This window comes from Curtobacterium sp. AB7 (genome assembly GCF_044909335.1).
GTDB lineage: Bacteria > Actinomycetota > Actinomycetes > Actinomycetales > Microbacteriaceae > Curtobacterium.
In genome coordinates this window covers 17,053-39,708 of sequence record NZ_JBIYED010000015.1, presented here as the reverse complement: position 1 = coordinate 39,708, position 22,656 = coordinate 17,053, and the positions used below count along the sequence as shown (strand labels likewise).

Annotated in this window: 26 protein-coding genes; 16 read left to right on the top strand and 10 right to left on the bottom strand. The window is 71.5% G+C overall.

Features of this window, described 5'->3' with window-relative positions; all coding sequences use genetic code 11:
* Positions 1-167: 167 nt before the first annotated feature.
* From ABH929_RS18385 to ABH929_RS18375, 3 genes are read left to right on the top strand one after another with little or no spacing between them, the layout of a single operon-like run.
* Complete coding sequence (locus ABH929_RS18385; RefSeq protein ID WP_404562293.1) at positions 168-686, top strand: GNAT family N-acetyltransferase; 519 nt, start codon at positions 168-170, stop codon at positions 684-686.
* Complete coding sequence (locus ABH929_RS18380; protein WP_404562292.1) at positions 683-1,324, top strand: HAD-IA family hydrolase; 642 nt, start codon at positions 683-685, stop codon at positions 1,322-1,324. The genes ABH929_RS18385 and ABH929_RS18380 overlap by 4 nt, the downstream gene beginning before the upstream one ends.
* Positions 1,321-2,001, top strand: a complete 681-nt coding sequence (locus ABH929_RS18375; protein ID WP_404562290.1) for an HAD family hydrolase — start codon at positions 1,321-1,323, stop codon at positions 1,999-2,001. The genes ABH929_RS18380 and ABH929_RS18375 overlap by 4 nt, the downstream gene beginning before the upstream one ends.
* On the opposite strand, the gene ABH929_RS18370 is transcribed toward ABH929_RS18375, so the two are convergent.
* Positions 1,987-2,553, bottom strand: a complete 567-nt coding sequence (locus tag ABH929_RS18370) for a TetR/AcrR family transcriptional regulator (RefSeq protein ID WP_263091991.1) — start codon at positions 2,551-2,553, stop codon at positions 1,987-1,989. The genes ABH929_RS18375 and ABH929_RS18370 overlap by 15 nt on opposite strands.
* A 90-nt stretch (positions 2,554-2,643) precedes the next feature.
* On the opposite strand from ABH929_RS18370, the gene ABH929_RS18365 reads away from it, so the two are divergent.
* From ABH929_RS18365 to ABH929_RS18350, 4 genes are read left to right on the top strand one after another with little or no spacing between them, the layout of a single operon-like run.
* Positions 2,644-3,639, top strand: coding sequence for an amidohydrolase family protein (locus ABH929_RS18365; protein WP_404562289.1), 996 nt, complete (start codon positions 2,644-2,646; stop codon positions 3,637-3,639).
* Complete coding sequence (locus ABH929_RS18360; protein ID WP_404562287.1) at positions 3,629-5,386, top strand: AMP-binding protein; 1,758 nt, start codon at positions 3,629-3,631, stop codon at positions 5,384-5,386. Before ABH929_RS18365 ends, ABH929_RS18360 begins: the two co-directional genes overlap by 11 nt.
* Positions 5,387-5,390: 4 nt before the next feature.
* A complete protein-coding gene (locus ABH929_RS18355) occupies positions 5,391-5,948 on the top strand; it encodes a GNAT family N-acetyltransferase (protein WP_263091989.1) in 558 nt (185 codons plus the stop codon).
* A gap of 9 nt (positions 5,949-5,957) precedes the next feature.
* A complete protein-coding gene (locus ABH929_RS18350) occupies positions 5,958-6,839 on the top strand; it encodes a hypothetical protein (protein WP_404562286.1) in 882 nt (293 codons plus the stop codon).
* A 45-nt stretch (positions 6,840-6,884) separates the two neighbouring features.
* Here ABH929_RS18350 and ABH929_RS18345 read toward each other — a convergent pair whose 3' ends face one another.
* Positions 6,885-8,102: an MFS transporter gene (locus ABH929_RS18345; RefSeq protein ID WP_404562285.1), complete on the bottom strand. Its 1,218-nt coding sequence runs from the start codon at positions 8,100-8,102 to the stop codon at positions 6,885-6,887.
* 102 nt (positions 8,103-8,204) lie between these two features.
* Here ABH929_RS18345 and ABH929_RS18340 point away from each other — a divergent pair, with 102 nt between their 5' ends.
* From ABH929_RS18340 to ABH929_RS18325, 4 genes are all read left to right on the top strand, one after another.
* Complete coding sequence (locus tag ABH929_RS18340; RefSeq protein ID WP_404562284.1) at positions 8,205-9,056, top strand: SDR family NAD(P)-dependent oxidoreductase; 852 nt, start codon at positions 8,205-8,207, stop codon at positions 9,054-9,056.
* 317 nt (positions 9,057-9,373) lie between these two features.
* Positions 9,374-10,159: a hypothetical protein gene (locus tag ABH929_RS18335; protein WP_404562283.1), complete on the top strand. Its 786-nt coding sequence runs from the start codon at positions 9,374-9,376 to the stop codon at positions 10,157-10,159.
* Positions 10,160-10,194: 35 nt separating this feature from the next.
* Positions 10,195-10,710: a luciferase family protein gene (locus tag ABH929_RS18330; protein WP_263091984.1), complete on the top strand. Its 516-nt coding sequence runs from the start codon at positions 10,195-10,197 to the stop codon at positions 10,708-10,710.
* The gene (locus ABH929_RS18325; RefSeq protein WP_404562281.1) at positions 10,707-11,249 is read left to right on the top strand and encodes a cysteine hydrolase family protein; all 543 of its coding nucleotides are present in this window, start codon (positions 10,707-10,709) and stop codon (positions 11,247-11,249) included. The genes ABH929_RS18330 and ABH929_RS18325 overlap by 4 nt, the downstream gene beginning before the upstream one ends.
* Before the next feature lie 94 nt (positions 11,250-11,343).
* On the opposite strand, the gene arr is transcribed toward ABH929_RS18325, so the two are convergent.
* Complete coding sequence (gene arr / locus ABH929_RS18320) at positions 11,344-11,754, bottom strand: NAD(+)--rifampin ADP-ribosyltransferase (RefSeq protein ID WP_404562280.1); 411 nt, start codon at positions 11,752-11,754, stop codon at positions 11,344-11,346.
* 99 nt (positions 11,755-11,853) lie between these two features.
* Here arr and ABH929_RS18315 point away from each other — a divergent pair, with 99 nt between their 5' ends.
* From ABH929_RS18315 to ABH929_RS18305, 3 genes are all read left to right on the top strand, one after another.
* The gene (locus ABH929_RS18315; protein ID WP_263091981.1) at positions 11,854-12,786 is read left to right on the top strand and encodes an ABC transporter ATP-binding protein; all 933 of its coding nucleotides are present in this window, start codon (positions 11,854-11,856) and stop codon (positions 12,784-12,786) included.
* Positions 12,783-13,643: an ABC transporter permease gene (locus tag ABH929_RS18310; protein ID WP_263091980.1), complete on the top strand. Its 861-nt coding sequence runs from the start codon at positions 12,783-12,785 to the stop codon at positions 13,641-13,643. The genes ABH929_RS18315 and ABH929_RS18310 overlap by 4 nt, the downstream gene beginning before the upstream one ends.
* 109 nt (positions 13,644-13,752) lie before the next feature.
* Complete coding sequence (locus ABH929_RS18305) at positions 13,753-14,232, top strand: hypothetical protein (RefSeq protein WP_404562278.1); 480 nt, start codon at positions 13,753-13,755, stop codon at positions 14,230-14,232.
* Here ABH929_RS18305 and ABH929_RS18300 read toward each other — a convergent pair whose 3' ends face one another.
* Positions 14,233-14,832, bottom strand: a complete 600-nt coding sequence (locus ABH929_RS18300) for a dihydrofolate reductase family protein (RefSeq protein ID WP_404562277.1) — start codon at positions 14,830-14,832, stop codon at positions 14,233-14,235. It lies immediately after the preceding gene.
* A gap of 106 nt (positions 14,833-14,938) precedes the next feature.
* On the opposite strand from ABH929_RS18300, the gene ABH929_RS18295 reads away from it, so the two are divergent.
* Positions 14,939-16,837, top strand: coding sequence for a family 43 glycosylhydrolase (locus tag ABH929_RS18295; RefSeq protein ID WP_404562276.1), 1,899 nt, complete (start codon positions 14,939-14,941; stop codon positions 16,835-16,837).
* Positions 16,838-16,846: 9 nt separating this feature from the next.
* On the opposite strand, the gene ABH929_RS18290 is transcribed toward ABH929_RS18295, so the two are convergent.
* On the bottom strand, positions 16,847-17,845 hold the full coding sequence (locus ABH929_RS18290) for an alkaline phosphatase family protein (protein ID WP_404562274.1): 999 nt from the start codon (positions 17,843-17,845) through the stop codon (positions 16,847-16,849).
* A gap of 15 nt (positions 17,846-17,860) precedes the next feature.
* On the opposite strand from ABH929_RS18290, the gene ABH929_RS18285 reads away from it, so the two are divergent.
* Positions 17,861-19,297 carry a protein kinase gene (locus ABH929_RS18285; protein ID WP_404562273.1) on the top strand — a complete coding sequence of 479 codons (1,437 nt, stop codon included), beginning with the start codon at positions 17,861-17,863 and terminating at the stop codon, positions 19,295-19,297.
* A gap of 362 nt (positions 19,298-19,659) precedes the next feature.
* Here ABH929_RS18285 and ABH929_RS18280 read toward each other — a convergent pair whose 3' ends face one another.
* From ABH929_RS18280 to ABH929_RS18260, 5 genes are all read right to left on the bottom strand, one after another.
* Positions 19,660-20,142, bottom strand: a complete 483-nt coding sequence (locus ABH929_RS18280; RefSeq protein ID WP_404562272.1) for a tetratricopeptide repeat protein — start codon at positions 20,140-20,142, stop codon at positions 19,660-19,662.
* Positions 20,139-20,993 carry a DUF6807 family protein gene (locus ABH929_RS18275; protein ID WP_404562271.1) on the bottom strand — a complete coding sequence of 285 codons (855 nt, stop codon included), beginning with the start codon at positions 20,991-20,993 and terminating at the stop codon, positions 20,139-20,141. Before ABH929_RS18275 ends, ABH929_RS18280 begins: the two co-directional genes overlap by 4 nt.
* 10 nt (positions 20,994-21,003) lie before the next feature.
* On the bottom strand, positions 21,004-21,174 hold the full coding sequence (locus ABH929_RS18270) for a hypothetical protein (protein ID WP_404562270.1): 171 nt from the start codon (positions 21,172-21,174) through the stop codon (positions 21,004-21,006).
* Positions 21,135-21,659, bottom strand: a complete 525-nt coding sequence (locus tag ABH929_RS18265; protein ID WP_404562268.1) for a class I SAM-dependent methyltransferase — start codon at positions 21,657-21,659, stop codon at positions 21,135-21,137. The genes ABH929_RS18270 and ABH929_RS18265 overlap by 40 nt, the downstream gene beginning before the upstream one ends.
* A 207-nt stretch (positions 21,660-21,866) precedes the next feature.
* Positions 21,867-22,616, bottom strand: coding sequence for a FadR/GntR family transcriptional regulator (locus tag ABH929_RS18260; RefSeq protein ID WP_111086527.1), 750 nt, complete (start codon positions 22,614-22,616; stop codon positions 21,867-21,869).
* Positions 22,617-22,656: the final 40 nt, after the last annotated feature.

Below are 22,656 nucleotides of genomic sequence, written 5' to 3'. Positions count from 1 at the left end.
GTGCGCGCCGAACACACCCTGGTGCAGGGTGGAGAACCAGCAATGTGCGGCTGGTGAGCGCTCCGGGTGGTTCCCGGTCTGTGCAGGTGATTCGGCGCCCTGCCCCAAGTCGATTGGAATCCGTTCGGACGAGTTTCGCCGACGGCTGTCTGTCCTACGCTCGGTCCATGCAGGGGATCACGATCCGACCGACGACCGAGGCTGACTGGGAAGCCGTCCGAGCGCTCCGCCTGGAGATGCTCCAGGACACCCCGATGGCTTACGCGGAGCACTTGGCGGATGCCGAGCAGCTCGACGAGACCGAGTGGCGTGCGCGGGGTCGCCGGGGTCAGGACGCCGGCGGGACCGCGCTCGTGGCGATCGACGCCGACGGCCGCTGGGTCGGTGCGATGGGGTCGTTCATCCCGGACGCCGCTGCCGGGCCGTTGCTGGTCGGGGCGTACGTCGCGCCGTCGCACCGCGGCCGTGCGGCCGGCGTGACCGATGCGCTGCTCAACGCGATCGAGGCGTGGGCTTCCGGCCACGGGACCACGCTCCGTCTCCACGTGCACGAGCGCAACCTGCGGGCGCAGGCCTTCTACTCGCGACGTGGGTACGAGCTGACCGGGGTGAGCGAGCCGTACGTCCTCGCGCTCGACGAGCGGGAGCTCGAGATGATCCGCCGACTCGACGAGGTCTCCGCGTGACCGGCGGAGGGGTGCGGTGGCTGCTGCTCGACGTCGGTGGCGTGCTCGAGATGGTCGACGACGCGGCATGGCCGGGGCAGTTCCGCACGAGGTGGGCGGCTGCGTTCGGCTTGACGGACGAGGAGTTCTCCTCGCGGTTGTCGGACGCTGACCTGCCCGACGCTGCGCGACGGACCGGGGTCGACGACGAGTACTGGGGGAAGATCGGCGCCGCACTCGGCGCCTCGGCCGAGGTGCTCGCGTCGATGCGAGCCGACTTCTGGGACGCGTACTGCGGCTCCTTGAACGAGCCGCTCTTCGACTTCGTCGCCGGTCTGCGCGGGACGGTCGGGCTCGCGATCCTGTCCAACTCGGGCGATGGCGCCCGTCAGGAGGAGGAGCGACGGTTCGGGTTCTCAGCCGTGTTCGACCCGATCTGCTACAGCCACGAGATCGGGGTCACGAAGCCGGAGCCAGAGGCCTTCCGGATCGCACTCGACCAGCTCGCTGCCGCGCCCGAGGACGTCCTCTTCGTCGACGACGTGCCGGAGAACATCGAGGCTGCACGGGCGATGGGGATCCGGGCGCACCTGCACGTCGAGACTGCGGACACGATCGCAGCGATCCGCGCGGCGATGCCGGAGGATCGGGAGCAGTGACGGAGCCGGTGCGCGGCATCGTCTTCTTCGACGTCGACGGGACGCTCGTGTCGACCGGTTCGAGCAGCAGTCATCTCGCGGAGCGATTCGGGCACCGGGACGCGCTGGACGAGGCCGAGCGTCGGTACGCCGACGGCTCGCTCACGAATCGACAGGTGAGCGAGATCGATGCCGCGGGCTGGCGCGGCGCATCGACGACGACCGTGGACCGCTGGCTCGACGACCTACCGGTGCTCCCCGGTGTGGAGCTCGTGGTGGCGTGGTGCCGCACGCACCAGGTCGTCCCCGTGTTGGCGTCGCTCGCGTGGCAGCCGGTCACTCGGTCGCTCGCGCGGCGGTTCGGATTCGTCGCGCACGGCGGACCGCGGGTCGGGGTCACGGGTGGCACCTACGACGGGGCGGTGGCGGAGCACTTCGACGAGTTCGACAAGCGAGACCGTGCGCTCCGGTACGCGCTGGCCCGTGGCGTGCCGATCGAGCGGTGCTGTGCGATCGGGGACAGTCGGTCGGACATCCCACTCTTCGAGGTGGTCCCCGCGGCGCTGGCTCTCAATGCGACCGGAGCGGCCAGGGCGACAGCATCGACCGCGATCGACACGGCGGACCTGTCGGACGTCGTGCCGTGGCTCGAGGGGTGGCTGAACAGTCTGGGCGGACCCGGCTCAGCGAGTGGGTGACCCGGCCTCCGTCGTGAGCGATTCCACCCAGCCCTGCGCCGCGCGGAGCAGGTCGTCACGTGACGCGCCGTCGAAGGCGCTGAGGCGCAGGAAGTGCTGCGTGATCGTGATGCCGAGGATGCCGCTCACGGTCAGCAACGCCCGCAGCCGGGCGTCGTCGCCGTCCAGTGAGCGCGCCAGGTTCTCGACCCGCTCGTCGAGGTAGCCACGCATGGTGTCCGCCGCCTCGGGCACCGTCAGCATCGACCGGACGAGCGCGGCCGTCTCGGCGGGGAGCGCGTCGAACCGGATGCCCAGGACGTCGAGCAGGTGGTCGGCGGCCGCGCGCTCGCTCCCACCGTCCGACGTGGTCGGCAGCTGCACGGCGGTCGCGAACAGCGCTGCCTTCGACCCGAAGTGCTGCATGACGAGCGACGGATCGATGCCGGCAGCTGCGGCGATGCTCCGGATCGTCGTGCCCTCGTACCCGTTCGCACCGAACTGCTGCCGAGCGGCTGCGCGGATGCGCTCGGCGGTCTGTGCGCGTTTCGCGTCGCGTGAGGTCTCGGCCATGCGTCTGACTCTACGGCGTTGAGCGAGGTGTACGGTTCACTCAACGCCGATGAGCGAGAACGTCGGTACACGACCTGACGGAGGAACCCGATGACCCTGATCGCGATCGAAGAGCACTGGAACCACCCGGCCCTGACCGACGCCGTCAACGCCCTGCCCGAGGACCGCCGCGACCCGAGCACGGCGCTGGACGAACTCGGCGACAACGGCGAGCTGCTCCGTGACCTCGGCGACGCCCGGCTCGCCGCGATGGACGCACAGGGGATCGACGTCCAGGTGCTGTCCCTCGCGCCGCCCGGAGCGCAGCCGCTCGATGCCGCGGACGCGATCCCGCTCAGTCGGCAGGCGAACGACATCGCGATCGCCGCGGTCGCGGACCACCCGGACCGGTTCCGCGCGTTCTCGACCCTGCCGATGGCCGACCCGGGCGCTGCCGTCGCCGAACTGGAGCGCACCGCCGGCCTCGGCTGCGTGGGGGCGATGGTCTACGGGCGGACCGGCGAGGTGCCGCTCGACGATCGCCGGTACGACGACCTCTTCGCCGCCGCAGCGTCGCTGGGTCAGCCGGTCTTCATCCACCCGCAGGTCCCGTCGAAGCGTTTGCGCGAAGCGGCGTACGAGGGGTTCGACCCGATGGTCGAGCTCGGCTTGGCGACCTTCGGGTGGGGGTGGCACCTCGAGGCGGCACGCGCGGCACTTCGCCTCATCGTCGGGGGCACCTTCGACCGACACCCGGACCTGCAGGTCGTGCTCGGCCACTGGGGCGAGCTCCTGCTCTTCTGGCTCGACCGTGCGGACAGCCTGTCGCGGGTCGCCGGACTCGAGCGGACGGTGTCCGACACGGTCCGCTCGAACCTCCACATCACCAGCTCGGGGATGCTCAGCCCCACGCTGCTCCGGCACGCGCTCGACGTCACGACGCCCGACCGGCTGCTGTTCTCCACCGACCACCCGTTCCAGCGACCCTCCGCGGACGAGATCGAGACGTTCCTGCGGGAGTTCCCCTCGGACACGGCCCGCGAGGCGTTCACGTCGGGGAACGCACGCCGGCTGTTCGGGATCGACGACCAGACGGATGCGGCATGATCGGTCCGTGCCCAACCCGAACGTGACCACCGCGTACCGCGCTGCCCGTGACCAGTTGCTCTCCGCAGAGTCCGCCGATGCCGCCCGCGCCGCCTTCCGGTGGCCGGACCTCGGCGACACCTTCAACTGGGCGAACGACTGGTTCGACGTCATCGCGGCCGGCAACGACCGCATCGCGCTCTGGATCGTCGACGCGGCCGGCTCGGAACAGCGGCTCAGCTACGCGGAGATGGCCGCCCGGTCCGACCGCTTGGCCGTGCGCCTGCACGAGCACGGCGTCCGGAAGAGCGACCACGTGCTGGTCATGCTCGGCAACCAGCTCGAGCTGTGGGAGACGATGCTCGCGGTGATCAAGCTCGGGGCCGTGATCCTGCCGACGTCGACGATGCTCGACACCGCAGACCTGCAGGACCGCGTCGACCGCGGAGCCGTCGCACACGTCGTCACGAACCGCAGCGAGACCGCGAAGTACGACCACGTCCGCGGGGACTTCTCCCGCATCGTGATCGGCGGCGCTGCGGACGGCTGGACGGAGTACCCGTCGGACCTCGGCGAACCAGCGCCCGCGGGGGAGTCACGACCGGTCGTCGTCACCAAGACCGCCGACCCCTGCCTCGTCTACTTCACGTCGGGCACGACCTCGAAGCCGAAGATGGTCGTGCACACCCAGACGTCGTACCCCGTCGGACACCTCAGCACGATGCACTGGCTCGGCCTACGGCCTGGGGACGTGCACCTGGCGATCAGCTCGCCCGGCTGGGGCAAGCACGCCTGGAGCTGCTTCTTCGCGCCGTGGATCGCCGAAGCGACCGTCTTCGTCCACGACACCCCGCGGTTCGATCCGGCCGCGCTCCTCGCGCAGCTGGACGCCGCCGAGGTGAGCACGTTCTGCGCACCGCCCACCGCCTGGCGGATGATGCTCCAGTCCGACCTCGGTGCGCGCCCACGGGCACTGCGCGAGGTCGTGTCGGCCGGAGAACCACTGAACCCCGAGGTCATCGACCGGGTCGAACGCGCGTGGGGTCTGACCATCCGCGACGGCTACGGGCAGACCGAGACCACGGCGATCATCGGCAACGCCCCGGGCAGTACCGTCACCCCCGGTGCGATGGGCCGCGCGTTGCCCGGTGTCACCGTGACGCTGTTGGACCCGGTCACCGGGCAGCCCGGCGACGAGGGCGAGGTCTGCCTCGACCTCGACGAGCGGCCGGTCAACCTGATGGCCGAGTACCTCGGTGACCCCGACCGGACTGCGGCATCGATGCGCGACGGCTTCTTCCACACCGGCGACATCGCGGTCCGAGACACCGACGGGGAGTTGACGTTCATCGGCCGGACCGACGACGTGTTCAAGTCGTCCGACTACAAGGTGTCACCGTTCGAGGTCGAGAGCGCCCTACTGCAGCACCCTGCCGTGGCCGAGAGCGCCGTCGTGCCCGCCCCGGACGACGCCCGGCTCAACGTCGTCAAGGCGTACGTGACGCTCGCCGCCGGGTTCGAGGCGACGGCGGACACCGCCGAACAGGTACTCGCGTACGCGCGGACCGCGCTCCCGGCCTACGCACGCGTGCGTCGGGTCGAATTCGCGGAGCTGCCGAAGACCATCTCGGGCAAGATCCGACGCGTGGAGCTGCGGGAGCGCGAAGAACGTGCGGCCGTGAGCGGCGTGCCCGTCGACGGTGAGTGGCGCGACGAGCAGTTCCCGGCACTGCGCGCGTCCCGTCCGCGGCCGCCCGCCGTCGGCTGATCACATGGTGGTCGCCCTGCGCCCGTGGTCGGTCGACGACGCACCCGCGCTGCTCCTCGCCCGGCGGACGACGCCGGACCTGGAAACGCAGTTCCCCGACGCCGATCTGCGCGACGAGGCGCAGTCGCGCGAGCACATCAGCCGTTCCCTCGGATTCGGCGACCGCGCAAAGAACTGGGCGGTCGTGGACGACGGTGTCGTGATCGGGAACGTCGGGCTCACCGCGATCGAGTTCCGGCACGGGACGGCTTGGGCGTCCTACTGGCTGGCGCGTGGCGGACGCGGACGCGGACTGGCGACGGCGGCGCTGGCGAGTGTCTCGTCCTGGGCGTTCGGCGTCGGGCTGTTCCGCCTGGAGCTCGGGCACCGGGTGAACAACCCCGCGTCCTGCCGGGTCGCCAGTGCCGCCGGGTTCGCCGCGGAGGGCACCGAGCGACAGAAGCTGCGGTACGGCGTCGAACGCTTCGACGTGGAGACCCACGCTCGGCTCGCGACGGATCCGGCCCCGGCTCTGCCGACGCTGCTGGTGCACGCGGACGGTGTCGGTCGGGGCTCGTCCTAGGCTCGGCACGTGGAACTGATCACCGACGTGTCCCGCGGCGCCTGGCTGCTCGCCCGGGCGGGAACGTTCGGCACCGTGGGCGGGACAGCCGGAACCGGGTTCGAGGCCTCCGCGCGCATCCTCCACCCGGTGTCGGCGGACCGCGAGGACCGTTCGACCGTCGACGAACGGGATGACCACCCCGTCCTCGAGTCCGGCCGGTGGCGGTGGTCCGACGTCGCATCGCGAACGGGCGGCATCGTGCACCCACTCGTCCAGTGGCGGAGCCTGACCGGCCGGACCGACGAGTCCGACCTGGTGTTCGAGGACGGCTGGCGCGTCCACCCGCCCGAGGAAGGCTGGTTCGAGCCGATCCTGCTTGCTGCGCTCACCGAGCACCTCGCGGCATCGACCTCGACACCGGACGACCTGGTCGCGGCGATCTGGAGAGGGTGGAGCGAACTGAGCGGGGGGTCGACGCTTGCTGTCGGGTGGCAGGGCGCCGATCAGGCCACCGCGGAGGAGATCGAGGCGATGCGCCGCTACGCGCTCGAGATCCAGGCGCAGCACGACGATGCGCAGGCCGCGATCCGTGCCGCCCTCGCCGTCGAGTTCTTCCCATGGCCGCACCGCGAGTGCTTCCTCCTCTCGATGACCCTGCCGCAGCTCGCCGACCCGACGTGGCCGGACCGCGCTCGGATCGGGACGGTGGTCGACCTCGCCCACACCCCGCAGATGCTCTGGCCGGAAGACCACTCCTGGGTGCTCGCGTCGGAGATCGACTGGGACTCGACGATCGTCGCCGGGTCACGTGCCATGGTCGACGCGGTCCTGGCCGACGACCGGTTCGAGGCCTTCCCGGTCGACGAGGACAGCGACCTGACGTGGGGCGGCGATCCCGTCAACGGGTGAAACGTGGCGGTGCCGGCGGCCTCGACCGCTGCTACAGGTCTCCGACTAGAGACGCGCGGGGAACGCCGATCGCCGACCGACCAAGGTGAGCACCGCCGCGATCGCCCCGAAGACGATCATCACCACCGCCAGGACCAGTCCGTCGAACACGGTCAACAGCGCGGCTCCGAAGACCCCGGCGACGAAGATCGCGATGTTGAACGCGACGGGCAGGAACGCGCTGGCGACGTCGGCGTTCTCCCCACCGGCCGTGGTGAGCGCCGCCTGCAGCTGCGTCGAGGCACCACCGAAGCTGACACCCCACAGGACGGCGGCGACCAGGACGGCGACCGGCGACGCGTGACCCACGAGCAGGACGACGCCGGTGACGACGAACAGTCCGACGCTCAGGTGCAGCAGGGGCCGGGGATGCCGGTCGAGGAGCGCGCCCGTGATCACGACGCCGAGGATCGCCGCGATGCCGTAGACGAGGAGGACGAGTCCGGCGCTGAGGTCGGTGCCGGTCACCCGCAGGTACGGCGAGATGTAGGTGTAGATCGTGTTGTGCGCGACCATCCACGTGGCGATGACGGCGAGGATGATCGCGATCCCACGGATGCGGAACACCTTGACCACGGAGAGCTTCGCAGCGCCGGTCTGGCCGGGTGCGTCCGGCACGAACGCCGCGATCAGCGCGAGGATGACGACCCCGACGAGGCTGAGGCCGATGAACGACCAGCGCCAGTCCAGAGCGGTGCCGATGAACGACCCGAGCGGCGTGCCGAGCGCGAAGCCGACGGGCGCGCCCGTGGAGACGATGGCGAGCGAGACGCCTGCGAACCGCGCGGGACTGATGCGCCGCGCGTAGGTGGCGAACATGCCCCAGATGATCCCGGACACCGCGCCGGCGACGAACCGCGTGACGAGCGCGATGGTCACGTTCGGGGCGAACGCGGTGAGGGTGTTCGCGACGATGAGCACGGCGATGGCCGTCGTGATCAACGGCTTGCGGTGCAGGCCCCGCGTGAGTGCGATCGCCGGCACCGTGACGATGACCGTGCCGATCGCGTAGGCGCTGACGAACAGTCCGACCGTGCCCTCGGACGTCCCCATGCCGTCCGCGATGACCGGCAGGAGCCCCGCGGGCATGGTCTCCATGGCGACGAGCACGAACCCGATCGCCGCGAGCAGTGCGAGCGGGAACCACGGCAGCCGGTCGCCGGCAACCGGAGTGGTCGGCGGAGCCGACGGAGCCGACGGGGTCGTGGTCACGAGGGGGTCCATGTCCCTGACGCTAGGGCGGCTCGAGCGTCGGAAGGGAGGTTCTGCTCGACCCCGTTTCGGCAGAGCCTCACTCTCTGCACGAAAGTGGTCTTCGCTGGGGGCATGACCGAACCCCAGACCTTCTTCATCACCGGGACCAGCCGCGGCATGGGCACCGAGTTCGCGCGCGCCGCCCTGGACGCCGGACACCACGTCGTCGCGACCGGGCGGGACCCGGAACGTGTCGTCGCAGCGGTGGGCACGCACGATGAGCTGCTCGCCGTCGCGCTGGACGTCACGGACGAGCGCACCGTCCGGAGCGCGGTCGACGCAGCGATCGAGCGGTTCGGCCGCATCGACGTCCTGGTGAACAACGCCGGGAGTTTCCAGGGCGGGTTCTTCGAAGAGGTCTCCCCGGAGCAGTTCCGTGCGCAGATGGAGACGAACTTCTTCGGTGCGATGAACGTCACCCGCGCGGTGCTCCCCGTCATGCGGGCGCAGGGCTCCGGTCGGGTCATCAGCATCAGCTCGACCGCCGGCATCGTCGCCGGTGCCGGTGGGAGCGCGTACGCCGCGTCGAAGTTCGCGCTCGAGGGGTGGATGGAAGCGCTGCACGACGAGGTCCTGCCGTTCGGCATCCACACCACGGTCGTCGAGCCCGGCTTCTTCCGGACCGACCTGCTCGCGGAGGGCAGCTCCACGTTCTGGGGCGACGTCCACCTCGACGACTACCGGTCCTCGTCGGACCAGACCAAGGAGTTCTTCCGCGGCATGGAGGGCAAGCAGAGCGGCGATCCGGCGAAGCTCGCCCGGACGCTCCTCGCCCTGACGGAGATGTCCGCACCACCGGTGCGCCTCGTCGCCGGTGCGGACAGCGTCGAGGGGGTCGTGCGGAAGGCGCAGCAGCTCATCGAGCAGGCGCGGGCGTTCCCGGAACTGACCTCCTCGCTCGACCTGGACGACCAGCAGCGCTGAGCCGAGACTCCGCACACGACCAAACCCCTCGAACGGGGGGCTCCGAATGAGTCCGGTCGTTCATGACCCGTTACAGGACGCGCCCTCGTCGTCGACCCGAACTTCGACGTGGGCGCGTTCGTACGCTGGAGCAATCGATCCCGGGCCCGGTTCCGAACAACCCGCAGTAACGGGATCAGGAGTTGTCCGTCCGGCCCTGTTCGGGTCAGGCACCGGACGGGCAGCTCTCTCGTCGTCAGAGGAGCGCCGGGTAGCACCCGGGACACAGCGCGCCCGTCCGGCTCCGGCGTGCAGCACGCGGCAGGGAGACTGGGTCGGTGCGCTCTCGTCTCGTCATCGGACTCCTCGTCGCCCTGGCCTGCACCGTGCCGCTCACGGCGTGCTCGGCCGCCGAAGGACTGGCACGCGACGCGCTGCGGTCCGGTGGATCGAGCGGCTCCGAGACAGCGGTGTGTCCGAGCGACGAAGCGCCGGCACCGGAGGCGGCGAATCCGAACCCGAACCCGACACCGGACCGGACCCCGGCGCCGACGCTCGACCCCGCCGTCGCGAGCCAGGTGCGCACCGCCCTCCGGCAGGTCCGTGCGCTCCCGGCCGTCGCTGAGGCGACGCAGACGACCACCAACACCCCCAGTTCCGCCCCGGACCCGACCTGCTCCACCCGGTGGGTCACGTCGAACCACTTCGCATCGCGGTTCACGGTCACGATGGACGCCGGCGCGACCCCGGCTCAGGCCGGAGCCGTCCCGACGACGATGGCCACCGAGCTGGCGTGGACCGGCGTCTCCCTGACGCTGACCGTGCCGGCGGACGAGGGGCACATCGCCAGCACCGTCCACTACGACGGCACGTTCGACCAGCAGATCCCGACGTCGACGTCCACTGTGGTGGCGCAGGGACTGGCGACCCTCGCCGCGACCCCGCACGTGACCGGGCTCGAGGCCTCGATCCCGTACACGATGCGCGTCGACTACGGCTCGCTCGTCATCGGCGTGGACTCGGAGGACCAGGGCGTCCTCGACCGCGTCCGCGCCGTGATCGACGCGACGGCCTTCGCGGACACGACCCTGCACGGCTCGTTCGGCAACGGCGCCAAACCGTGACCCGCGGCGGCGGAGCGCGCCGGTAGCGTCGAACGGTGATCTCCACACCTCGCCCCGGTGTCCGCCCGTCCGTGTCCGAAGAGGGGCCACAGCGTCAGCTCACTGACCGCGCGACCCCGGAGCAGTGGGGACGACTCGTCGCGGACGCACTGGCACTGCCGGACGTGGTCGAGGGGCACAGTCAGGTCTCGCCGGCGTCGTCGCGCGCACTGTTCCTCCGCGACCGTGCCGACCACGTCGTGCCGTGGACGTCGCTCGCTCCCGATGGGCGTCTCGAACCCGTGCACCTGCACGGTGTCGACGACACCTCGGTGCACCTGTGCCTGCCGGCGGCTCGCGGCGTCGAGCTCACCGCTCTCGGGTGGGCGACCCCGCACCAGTACGAGGACCACGGCACCGAGTTCCTCGTCTACGGGCCGCGCGACGACCACGAGGTGGACGTCGTGCTCTCGATCATCGCGGAGAGCCTCGCCTTCGCCCGCGATCCCGGCGACGAACAGCCCGGACACGGCCCGGCCTGGAGCCCGCCGCCCGCCATACTGAACCGATGACCCGCGCGCTGCTCCTCGTCGACATCCAGCTGGACTACTTCCCGGGTGGGGCGTTCCCCCTCGTCGAACCCGAGGCCGCTGCCGCCGCAGCCCGCACGGTGCTCGAGTCCTTCCGCGCCGCCGGCGACCTGGTGGTGCACGTCTTCCACGTGTCCACCGACCCCGGCGCCACGTTCTTCGTACCGGGCACGCCGGGCCTCGACTTCCACCCGGCGGTCGCGCCCGTCGACGGCGAGCCGGTCCTCGAGAAGCACGAGCCGAACAGCTTCATCGGCACCGGGCTCCAGGAACTGCTGACCGACGCCGGAGTCGACGAGGTCACGATCGTCGGGATGATGAGCAGCATGTGCATCGACTCGACGACCCGGGCCGCGCACGAGCTCGGCTTCACCGCGACCGTGGTCGCCGACGCGTGTGCCGCCCCGGACCTGACGCTCGGGGGCGTCACCGTCCCGGGTGCGAGCGTCCACGCCGCCTTCATGGCGGCGCTCGACGGCAGCTTCGCGACCGTCACGACGAGCGACGCGCTCAGCCGCTGACGTCCGCAGGGCACGTTCGGGGCACTGAGACCAGGGCGAAGCGGACGGGAGGCCCGTGGCGGCCCCGCCCCGCGCCTCCCGTCCGCCAGCCGGCTCAGTTGATGATCTCGCCGCGCTCGTCCGCGCGCAGCGCGGCCAGGCGCTCGCGCCAGAGGCGCAGCGCGTCGGGCGTGAGTCGGGGCCAGTCGGTGACCTCGCGGACGATCCGCACCGGTTCGGTGCTGCGGTAGGACCGGGTCGGGTTGCCGGGGAACTTCTCGTCGGTGACGTTGGGGTCGTCCTCGTACGGACCGGTCGGCGCGAACTCGTAGACCCGCGGTTCGGCGTCACCGGCGGCGAGCTCGGCCGCGAGCCCGGCGCCGTCGGAGACCGCCGTGAAGGAGACGTGGTTCACGACCACCTCGGGGCGGTGATTCGACCGGAAGCCCGCGGTGAGCAGGTCGCCCGGTACGAGGTCGGCCTTCGTGTCGTGGAAGAACGGTCCGTCGTCCTGTGCCTGCTCCACGGCTTCAGGCTAGGCCGAACGGCTTCGGCCCCCGCGCGCCTGACACATCCCCCTTCCGACGGACGCGCCGCCGGACACCCCTGCAATAGCGTGGCCGCCGTGATCGAAGTCAGCCACCTCACCAAACAGTACGGTCCGAAGACCGCCGTGGACGACGTCTCGTTCGTCGTCCGACCCGGCAGTGTGACCGGCTTCCTGGGGCCGAACGGCGCCGGGAAGTCCACCACGATGCGCATGATCATGGGCCTCGACCGGCCCACCGCGGGGAGCGCGACGGTGAACGGCCAGCCGTACACGACGTTCCGCGACCCGCTCCGACAGGTCGGCGCCCTGCTCGAGGCGAAGGCGGTCCACTCGGGCCGCAGCGCCTACAACCACCTGCTCTCGCTCGCGGCGACCCACGGCATCCCGAAGGCCCGCGTGCACGAGGTCATCGACATGACCGGCCTCGAGTCCGTGGCGAAGAAGCGCGTCGGCGGGTTCTCGCTCGGCATGGGGCAGCGTCTGGGAATCGCTGCCGCACTGCTCGGCGACCCGAAGACCCTGATCCTCGACGAGCCCGTCAACGGTCTCGACCCCGACGGCGTGCTGTGGGTCCGGCAGCTCGCCCGCCGGATGGCCGCCGACGGTCGCACCGTGTTCCTGTCCAGCCACCTGATGAGCGAGATGGCGCAGACCGCCGACCGCGTGGTCGTGCTCGGCCGCGGTAAGGTCCTGGCCGACGCCCCGATCGCCGAGTTCGTCGCCGGTGGGGGAACCGCACCGGGCGCCGCCGGCGGTGGCAGCCGGGTCATCGTCCGGACGCCGTCGCCCGACCAGCTGTTCCAGGCCATCGGCCCGAACGCGACGGTCACCCCGCGCGAAGACGGCACCTTCCTGGTCGTCGGTCCCGACGCACCGACGGTCGGCAACATCGCCGCCCAGGCCGGCGTCGCACTGCACGAACTCACCCCGACCGGCGCGAGCCTGGAGGAGGCCTACATGGCCCTCACCCGCGACGACGTCGAGTACCGATCGGAGGGCACCCGATGAGCGCCACCACCTCGCCCACCACGCCGTCGACCCGCATGCACGGTGCGACCCGCCTGTCGTTCCCGCACCTGGTGCGGAGCGAGTGGATCAAGCTGCGCAGCATCCGGTCCACGTTCTGGTGCTACGCGATCCTGGTGCTCGTGACGATCGGCATGGCCGCACTCGTCGGTGCGAACACCAACAGCGGTGGCGACCAGATGCCGACGGACATCGCCAACGGCACCCTCGTGAACGTCAACACCGTGGGCGTCCTGCTCTCGTCGCTCGTCGTGGGCGTGCTCGGCGTGCTCATCATCACCGGCGAGTACGGCACCGGTCAGGTCCGCTCGACGTTCACGGCCGACCCCCGGCGCACCGGTGTGATCCTCGCGAAGGCCGTGGTCCTGGCGGTCACGACGTTCGTGGTCAGTGCCGTCGCGACCTGGATCGGTGTGCTCATCTCGCTGCCGCTGCTGGCCGGCAACGGTGTGGAGCCGGAGATCGGCAACCCGGCGGTGTTCCTGCCCATCCTCGGGTCGTCCGTCTACCTGACGTTGCTCGCCCTGCTCGCCTACGGGATCGGGCTGCTGGTCCGGTCGAGCGCCGGCGGCATCGCGATCACGCTCGGCATCCTGCTGGTCCTGCCGGTGGTCCTGTCGCTGATGGCGGGGCTGATGAACCTCGAGTGGCCGGTCAACATCATGAAGTTCCTGCCCGACCAGGCCGGCAGTCAGCTCTTCGCGTACTCCTACGACGGACAGGAAGCCAGCCAGGACGACATCGTACTGAATGGCTGGGGCGGCTTCGGTGTCCTGGCGGCCGAGGTGCTCGTCGTGGGTGCACTCGCGCTGACGGTCGCTCGTCGACGCGACGTCTGACCCGAGCGAGCGCGCACGCGTTCTGCGACGTCCCACCTGTCGATCGACGGGTGGGACGTCGTTCGTTGTGCCTGCATCGACTGGCCCCTGGCCTCGCTAGGCTCACGGCGTGCGACACCTCCCCGCCCTGGTCCTGCCGGCGCTCGCCGTCGTGGCCCTGCTCGCCGGCTGCACCTCGGCGCCGCCCGTCGACGAAGAGGCCCTCGGCAAGTGGAAGACGCAGCAGGAGGCGAGGACCGAGACCGATGACGCGGTCCTCGGGGTGCTGAGCGCCGACACGAGCCCCGGCGACGAGGACCCGGCCCACCTCGAGCCAGGCGTCCGCGTGCAGTTCCCGGACTCGCGGACGATCGACCACCTCGAGTTCTCCTGCTACGGCAACGGGCACATGCGTGGCATCGTGCGGACGGTGCTGCCGGGCGGATCGCAGAGCATCGAACTCGATCCGATGGACTGCCGCGACAGCCCGCACCAGATCGAGCTGTCATCGAGCAAGGCCGTCGACAGCGTCGCGTTCAACGACTTCGACAGCGACCGGCCGAGTGCCTGGCGCCTGGTCATCATCGGTCCAGGCCCCTCGGGGGAGTGACTACCGCAGCACCTGGTAGCGGTGCAGCGTGACCCCGTTGTGGTACTCCCGCTGCTCGAGCAGGTCCAGCAGCACCGGCGGTCGCACGCCCGTCTCCGGCGGGTCGAACAGCGGCCGACCGGCACCGAGCACGGCTGGGTGCGTGTAGAGCAACAGCTCGTCGAGCAGCCCCGCATCGAGCAGCTGTGTCGCGAGGTTCGGGCCGCCGACGCCGATGTCGCCCTCGGACTCCTCGCGCAGGATGGCGAGCTGCGCGATCGCGTCGTCGCCCCCGATGATCCGGGTGTTGTGGTCAGCGCTGGTCCGGGTGCGCGACACCAGGACCTTCGGCTGTTCGGTCCAGACCTCGCCGTACTCGCGCATGAACGCCGGCATCGACTCGTCGGTGCGGGCATCCGGCCAGAACGGGTCCATCATGTCGCGGACGACCCGTCCCTCGACGGACAGGGTCATCGCCGCGGCGCGGGCGTTGAACTCGCGGTGCAGCGGCTCGTCGATCCGCATCCACTCGGGCCCTTCGACGTCGCCGAGTTCTCCGGCGTCGCGCTCGACGAAACCGTCGATCGACACGTTCATCCAGTACACGAACCTCGCGGGCATCGCTGACTCCTTCGTCGCGCGGAACCCGACGGAACCGGCCCGGTCCGCTGCCCGCGAGCGTACCCTCGCGCACACAGCCCTTCCTCGACGATGAGAGCAGGACCCCGTGCGCCGAACAGTCGCAACCATCCTCGCCGTCGCGACGCTCACGGCGGTCGCGACCACGGGCCTCCCGGTCGGCCCCGCCGCAGCGTCCGCGCCCGTGGCGGACCGGACCACCGGACACAGCAGTACGGGACACGGCGCGGCGGTGCCGACCCACCGGAACCCGGTCGCGCTCAGCCTGCCCGACGGCGAGACGGCGGCGAGCTGCGCCGACCCGACCGCGATCCGCGGCGTCGGGCGCGACCGCAACTGGTACCTGTACTGCACCACCGACGCGCTGACGGCGACGGAGCAGAACGCCGACGGGTCGCTCGTGCAGCACGGCGTGCCGACCTACCGGTCGACCGACCTGACGCACTGGACGTACGTGAACGACGCGTTCCCGACGCGACCGGCGTGGGTGGGGGCCGCCAACGGGATCTGGGCGCCGGACGTCGTGTACCGGGCCGGGGACCGCGGTCGCGCGGGCACCTGGTACCTGTACTACGCCGCGTCGGACACGCCCTCGGCGACCGCGCCGACCGGTGGCGGCTCGGCAGTGGGCGTCGCGACGAGCTCGAGCCCGACCGGTCCGTGGAAGGACTCCGGCGGCCCGGTCGTGGCACCGCAGACCGCCGCGAACGGCACCGGGGCGCGCTGGGCGTTCGACCCCGAGGTCATCTCCGACAAGGGCACCACGTACCTGTACTTCGGCAGCTACTTCGGCGGCGTCAACGTCCGCACGCTCAGCGCCGACGGACTCCGCTCCGACCCCGCGAGCGAGCGGCAGATCGCGATCGACAACCGGTACGAGGGCGCCTACCTGATGCGCCACGACGGCTGGTGGTACTTCATGGGCTCCGCCACGAACTGCTGCAACGGCGCCCTGACCGGGTACGGCGTCTTCGTCGCCCGGTCGCGCAGCCCCCTCGGACCCTTCACCGACCAGGACGGTGTCGCGATCACGAGCACACGGGTCGGCGGGACACCCCTGCTCGCGCAGAACGGCAACCGCTGGGTCGGCGCCGGGCACAACACGGTGGTCACCGACCTCGCCGGCCAGGACTGGATCATCTACCACGCGGTCGACCGCCGCGACCCGTACTACGCGGGGCAGCCGACGTACACGAAGCGGCCGGCGCTCATCGACCCGCTCGACTGGCGGCACGGCTGGCCCGTCGTGCGGGGCGGAGCGGGACCGTCCGACACGGTGCAGCCGGGGCCGGTCGCACAGCCGGGACAGCGTGCGACCTACCGGGCGACCACCGCACCCGTCGACGTGCCCGGACGGACCATCCGCGCGCTGTCGACGTCGTTCGACGGGAGCACGCTCCCCACGGCGCTCCGCTGGACCCGTGAACCCGACCGCTCGACCTGGACCGTCGGCGGCGGCACGTTTCGCTGGCAGACGCAGGACGCCGACATCCACCCACCGGCGACGCCACTCGCCTCGGTGCTGTCCGAACCGGCACCGCGAGGCGACTACGTGGTGCAGACGACCGTCGCGGTGGACACCCCTGCCACCGGCGACGGCGTGAACTACGTGCAGGGCGGACTGATCGTGTGGGGCGACGACGGCAACTACGTCCGTCTGACGTCGAACTCGATCTTCAACACCCGGCAGACGGAGTTCGGCAAGCAGGTCTCCGGGCAGCCGGCCGGAGCCCCGAGCTACGGCAACACGGTCGTCGGACCGGTCGGGGACTCCACCACGCTCCGGATCGTGCACCGGGTCGTCGGCGGGGAGCACCGGTACACCGCCTGGACGAGCGTCGACGGGCGGCACTTCGCCCGTGGTGGGACGTGGACGGCGGACCTCGGGAGCGCGCCGAGGATCGGGCTCATCTCGCTCGGCGGTGCCGGGTTCACGAGCACGTTCGAGGACCTGCGGGTGAGCACGGTGGCGACGCACCGGTGGTGACGGTCCGGCTCAGCGCACCTGCGGCTCGTCGATCGCCCAGTACCAGTCGTTGTCGGCGTTGGTCAGCGCCCACTGGACGCGGACCTGCTCCGCACCGGACGGCACCGTGACGGGGACCGACGCGACCTGCGCGATCTGGTCGGTCGTGTACGACGCGACCTGCCGGAACGCGCCTCCGTCGAAGGAGACGAGGACGGTGGCCTGCTGCCCGCCCTCCTGGCGGTAGTGGTTGCCGAACGAGATGGTCGCGCGGGTCTTGCCCACGACCGAGTACGGCTGCGAGGTGATGCGGCTCGAGAACGTGCCGGTGTGGGTCTTGTCCGCCCACTCGTCGGAGTCGGCGACGGCGACGACGCCGCGTTCGCGGACGTTGGCCTCGCGGGTCTGGTCGCGCTGCGACTGCGTCCAGAAGTCGTCGTCGGTCAGGGTCCAGCCGGCCCACTCGGTGACGCCGCCGGTGCCCATGCCGGTGTTGTCGACGCTCCAGCCGGTCGGCATGCTCTTCGTCCAGCCGAGCGTCGAGGCCGGGATCCCGGTCTCGTCGACGCGGGGCTCCAGGGCGCCGACCATCGTGTCGAACGGGTCGGTCGACGCGGTCGCGAGCGGACGGCCGTCGAGCTCGGTGGGGCGGGCGACGCCGAAGGTGGCGAGGACGTCGGCGGCGATGTCGACGTTCTTCGGGCGGATCGCCGGGGTCTGCTTCGTGATGCCGGGGCCGGTCTTGATGATGAACGCCGAGCGCTCGGCCGGGGTGCTGCCGCCGTGGCCGCCGGCGTCGGTGTGCCCGTGGTCGGCGGTCACGATGAACGACCACTGCTCCGACGAGTACGTGGTGCGCGCCTGCACCGCAGTCTGCAGCTGCCCGACGTACCCGTCGACCTCGCTGATGGCGTCGAGGTACTGCTGCGACGCGGCACCGTACGAGTGGCCGGCGTGTCCATCCGGAGAACGCCGCGGGCCACCACGATCCCCGTCGGGATGGGAAGATGCACCGAAGCCTGCCCGCACCGAGAACGAGGTTCGATGAGTCCGACCGAGGACCCCCAGTCCGCGGCCCCACTGCTCGACGGGCGCTACCGACTCGAACACGCCATCGGCCAGGGCGGCATGTCCGTCGTGTACCGCGGCATCGACGAGAGCCTGCACCGCCCCGTCGCCGTCAAGGTCTTCCACGCCGGCACGGTCGACATCGCCCGGCAAGAAGCCGAGCTCGGGGTGCTCGCCTCGCTCGAGCACCACAACCTGGTCAGCCTGCTCGACACCGGCGTCGTCACCGGCCACGACGGCACCCACCAGCGCTACCTCGTGATGGCGCTCGTCGTCGGCCAGGACCTCGAGGAACGACTGTCCGTCGGTCCGCTCGCCTCCCGCCACATCGCCGAGATCGGCTACGACATGGCCGAGGCGCTGCACTACATCCACAGCCACGGCGTGGTGCACCGCGACATCAAGCCGTCGAACATCCTGCTCGTCGACTACGGGAACGACTCCGACCGTGCCCGCGCACGGCTCACCGACTTCGGCATCGCGCTCGCCGCGGGCGTCGAACGATTGACCGCCGACGGCGTCACCACCGGCACGGCCGCGTACCTCAGCCCCGAGCAGGCCCGCGGCGGCGACGTCGGGAGCCCGAGCGACGTCTACTCGCTCGGCCTCGTGCTGCTGCAGTGCTTCACCCGTCGCCGGGAGTTCCCCGGTTCGCTCGTCGAGTCCGCCGTCGCCCGGCTGTCCCGCGACCCGGTCGTGCCCGAGCCCCTGCCCGAGCACTGGAAGCAGCTGCTCCGCGCGATGACCGCGCAGGACCCGGCCGCGCGCCCCGCCGGCGCCGAGCTCGTGACGCTGCTGCGCGACGTCGTCATCGCCGAGACCGCCGGCACCGACCACGTCGTGGACACCACGGCGGCGGCTCCGGCCGCTGCTGCCGGTGCACCTCGAGCCGACGCCGACACGGCCCGACCGGCGACGCTCGACACCCTGCCCGACGAGGCCCTGCACCGCACCACCGCGATGGCCGCCCGCCTGTTCGACGCGCCCATCGCCCTGGTCGAGGTGCTCGACGAGGACCGCGCCTGGTCGCAGTCGTACATCGCCGAGGGCGTCGACGAAGCGGCGCGCAACATCAACTTCGGCAACGGCTTCGCGCCCGTCGCGGTCCCCGTGGTGATCCCGGACGGGTCGATCCACCCGGACATGCAGCACAGCCCGCTCGTCACCGGCGCGCTCGGCATCCGGTTCTACGTGAGCGTTCCGCTCGTACGGCACGACGGCGTCCCGATCGGCACCCTCGCGGTGCTCGACACGAAGCCGCGGCAGGCGACCGAGGCCGACCTCGCCAACCTGCACGACCTGGCTGCCCTCGCCGTGACGCAGCTCGAGATCCGGCAGGAGTCGCTCCGCACGACGAGCGACTCGCTGCCCGTCGCGCAGGTGACGGGGCAGCAGGAGGGCGCGCGGCCCTAGACGGTCGCCGCTGGCAGACGGGAGGCCCGGTGCGGGCCCGCCCCGCGCCTCCCGTCCGCCCTGCGTCGCGCCCCGAGCGTCGATCCCGCCCGAAGGCGGCCGCCTGCCCGCGCGTTCGCGCGCCCGGGTGCCCGTGCGCCCGCGTGCGGGCGGCGGGAGTGGGTGCCGGCGGGCGCGGTGGCGGGATCGACGGGGCGTGAAGTCGATCCCGGCTGATCGGGCACTGCCCCTGTCGGTTCAGGCGAAGTACGCTCGGCCCGTGGGGAGGGAGCGCCTCACTGGGCGTCAGTCGACCTGTCCTGTTCCGGGGCCCGTGCGCGTCTCCGCGAGCCGGGCCGTCACCGCCGCCCGGCTCGTGCAACTCACTCGGTGAGGGCGGCTGCGTAGGCGCGGACCGAGCGGTGGTAGCGGGGGAGCGTCGGCTCGACGGCCTCGATCGCGACACGCAGTGCCTCGTCGTGACGGCCCGCGCTGTGCAGCGCGAGCGCGAGGAACACCTTCGGCGCGGCACCCGTGGACGGGTGTTCCGGGGCGTCGCGGAGCATCGCGATGGCCTCGTCGACGCGGTCGAGGTTCCGCAGGGTCGAGGCGTGCTGCACGACCATCTGCGCAGCACGGGCGGGATCGACGTCGGCGAGTCCCGCGGCGGTGGCAGCTGCGTAGTGGACGTCGGCCTCGGCCTCGTGGCCGCCGGAGTCGTTCGCGCCGCCGAGTTCGAACGCGCCGAGGGCCGGGTGCGGCGCAGTGCCGGCGAGTTCGCGCATGCGGTCGATGCGCTGCTGGTCGTCGATCGTGTCGTCGGCCCAGAGTGCGGCGACGCGGGCTTCCCAGTCTGCGGTGCTCATCGGTCCAGCGTATTGCCGCCCGGCGTCGTACCGCCGGTGCTCGTCGTACCGTCGGTGATGGTCGCGCGGAAGGAGCGGACGAGCGGGACACCGGGGTGCACGAGCGCCGGCTCGCGCCAGGCGAGGGCCGAACCGATCGCCGGGTACTCGGCGGCACGGACGAACCAGGGATCGCGGTGGTCGAGCGCTTCGAGTCGGATCGTCGCCGGCGCTCCCTCGAACACCGCGGACCACTCGACCCAGGGCGCGACCGAGCCGTGCACCGCCGCTTCGCCCTGCGCGTCAGCGGTCCGGACGACCACGTCGGTGCAGTCGGCGAAGCGCCAGAAGAACCCGCCGTACCCGGCGCCGACCCGGCCGTTGCTGCCCGGACCGCCGAGGTGCACCACCGCATCACCGGGAGTGCGCAACGACGACGACCAGGTCAGTTCCCACCCGGAGTCGACGGCGCGCCAGGCGAGTGTGCGGTCCTCGTGCAGGACGACTGCGTGGTCGGGGCCGCGCCAGACGAGTTCCTGGGTCGTGCTGCTGCCGTACTGAGCGGGGCGCTGCTCGGCGCGTACGACGTCGACACGGCCGTGGTCGTCGCGCCACACGTAGCCCCGACCGTGCACGTAGGTGCGACCGCCCCAGCAGTTCACGCCGTCGACGTCCGGGATCGCGACCCCGACACCGCAGTGCCAGTCGTGGTCGGCCGGGTGGTGGGCGCTCAGCACGGTGCCGCCGAGGGTCCGTACCGGGTGCAGGTACGGGCGAGGGGACGAGGTGTCGGTGGTGCCGGCGCCGTCGCGCTCGACCGCGACCTCGACGGTGCCCACCTCGATCGTGCGGACGCGGTCGTCGGTGCTCACCGCTCCGACGCTACCCGTGCAGACGGCGGACCATCACCACGCTGTCGAGCACCTCGTGTGGATCGCCGTCGGGCGTCGTCGCGGTGCGCGGCCGCAGTTCGGCGGCGACGACGTCCCACGAGCCGTCGAGCTGCAGGGCCGTCAGGTCCTCGTCGGGCGTCGGGAACCGGTACTCCCGCATCGCTGCCGGCAGGTCGTCGTGCGGTGGGGCAGCGTGCGCGGTGACGAGCAGGTGCCCGCCGGGTGCGACGAACCCGGTGGCCCGCGCAGGATCTCCGCGCGGGGGATCTCCACCGGCCACGACTGCAGGAACGACGCCGTCACCAGGTCGAAGCGCGCAGCCGTCTCCCACGTGGCGAGGTCGGCGGCGACGAACGCGGTCTGTTCCTCGACCCCGGCCGACACGGATGCCCGCGAACCGCGCTCGATCGCCGTCACCGACAGGTCGACTCCCAGTGTGTCCCAGCCGTGCTCGGCGAGCCAGACGACGTCACCGCACTCACCGCAGCCGAGGTCGAGCGCGCGCCCGACCGGCAGCGCCGCAGCGACGTCGGCCAGCACCGCGTTCACCCGGCCCGACCAGATCCCGTCGCGCTCGGCGTACCGCTGCTCCCACCAGTCGCGGGCCGAGCCGACGCCATCGATGGTGGTTTCGTGTGCATGCATCTGCCCAGTCGAGCGCACCTGCCGGGCCGAACCCAAGCCCTGTTGCCGCCCCGGCAAGGTCGCACGGTGCGAGGCGGACCCGCACCGGGCCTCCCGGCCGCCCGATCGTGAGCGGAAGATGTCGGGTCGCCGTCACGGACCCGACCATTTCTGCTCACGAAGCGCACGCGCACGCGCACGCGCCGCGCGCACGCGCACGCGCCCGCGTCACTCGGCGGGAGGGATGGGCTCCGCGTTCTCGATGCGGGCACTCGCCGTGGCCATGTGCTCGTCCATCGCCCGCTGCACGGCCGGCACGTCGCCGGCCCGGAGTGCCTCGTAGATCGCACGGTGTTCGTCGTAGGCCGCCTCGGTGGCCTGGCGGGTCTGGACGCGGCGGCCGACCCACACGCTGAGCATCGAGCGCAGGCTCTGCAGCAGGTCGCCGAGCACGTCGTTCCCTGCGGCCCGGGCGAGCAGGACGTGGAAGCGCACGTCGGCGTCGATGAAGGCCTCGGGGTCGTCGAGGGTCGCCTCTTGCCGGACGAGGTACTCGCCGAGCTCCGCGACCTGCTCGGGCGTGGCGCGCTGCGCGGCGAGGATCGCGACCGTGCGCTCGAGCGACGACCGGACCTCGAGCAGCTCGCGGGTGCGGTTCGAGGCGAGCATGAGGCCCCACGACAGCGTCGTCGGCAGCAGGTCCGAGGTGCCACCCTGCAGGTACGTGCCCGAGCCGGGCCGGATCTGCACGATGCCCAGGATCTCGAGGGCGGCCAGCGCCTCACGCACGGCGGAGCGGCCGACACCGAGCCGTTCGGCCAGGATCCGCTCGGACGGCAGCCGCGAACCAGGGGCCAGCTCGCCCGCGGTGAGCAGGGACACGAGCTGTCGGGCGACCTCGGAGGCGGGCGACCCCGCGGGCACGGACTCGAGTTCGAGTCGGATGTTGAGGGGGTCGTCCGGGCTGAACGCGGGCATGCAGCGAGCGTACCGTTCGGTCAACCGGTTGGGCTTCGAG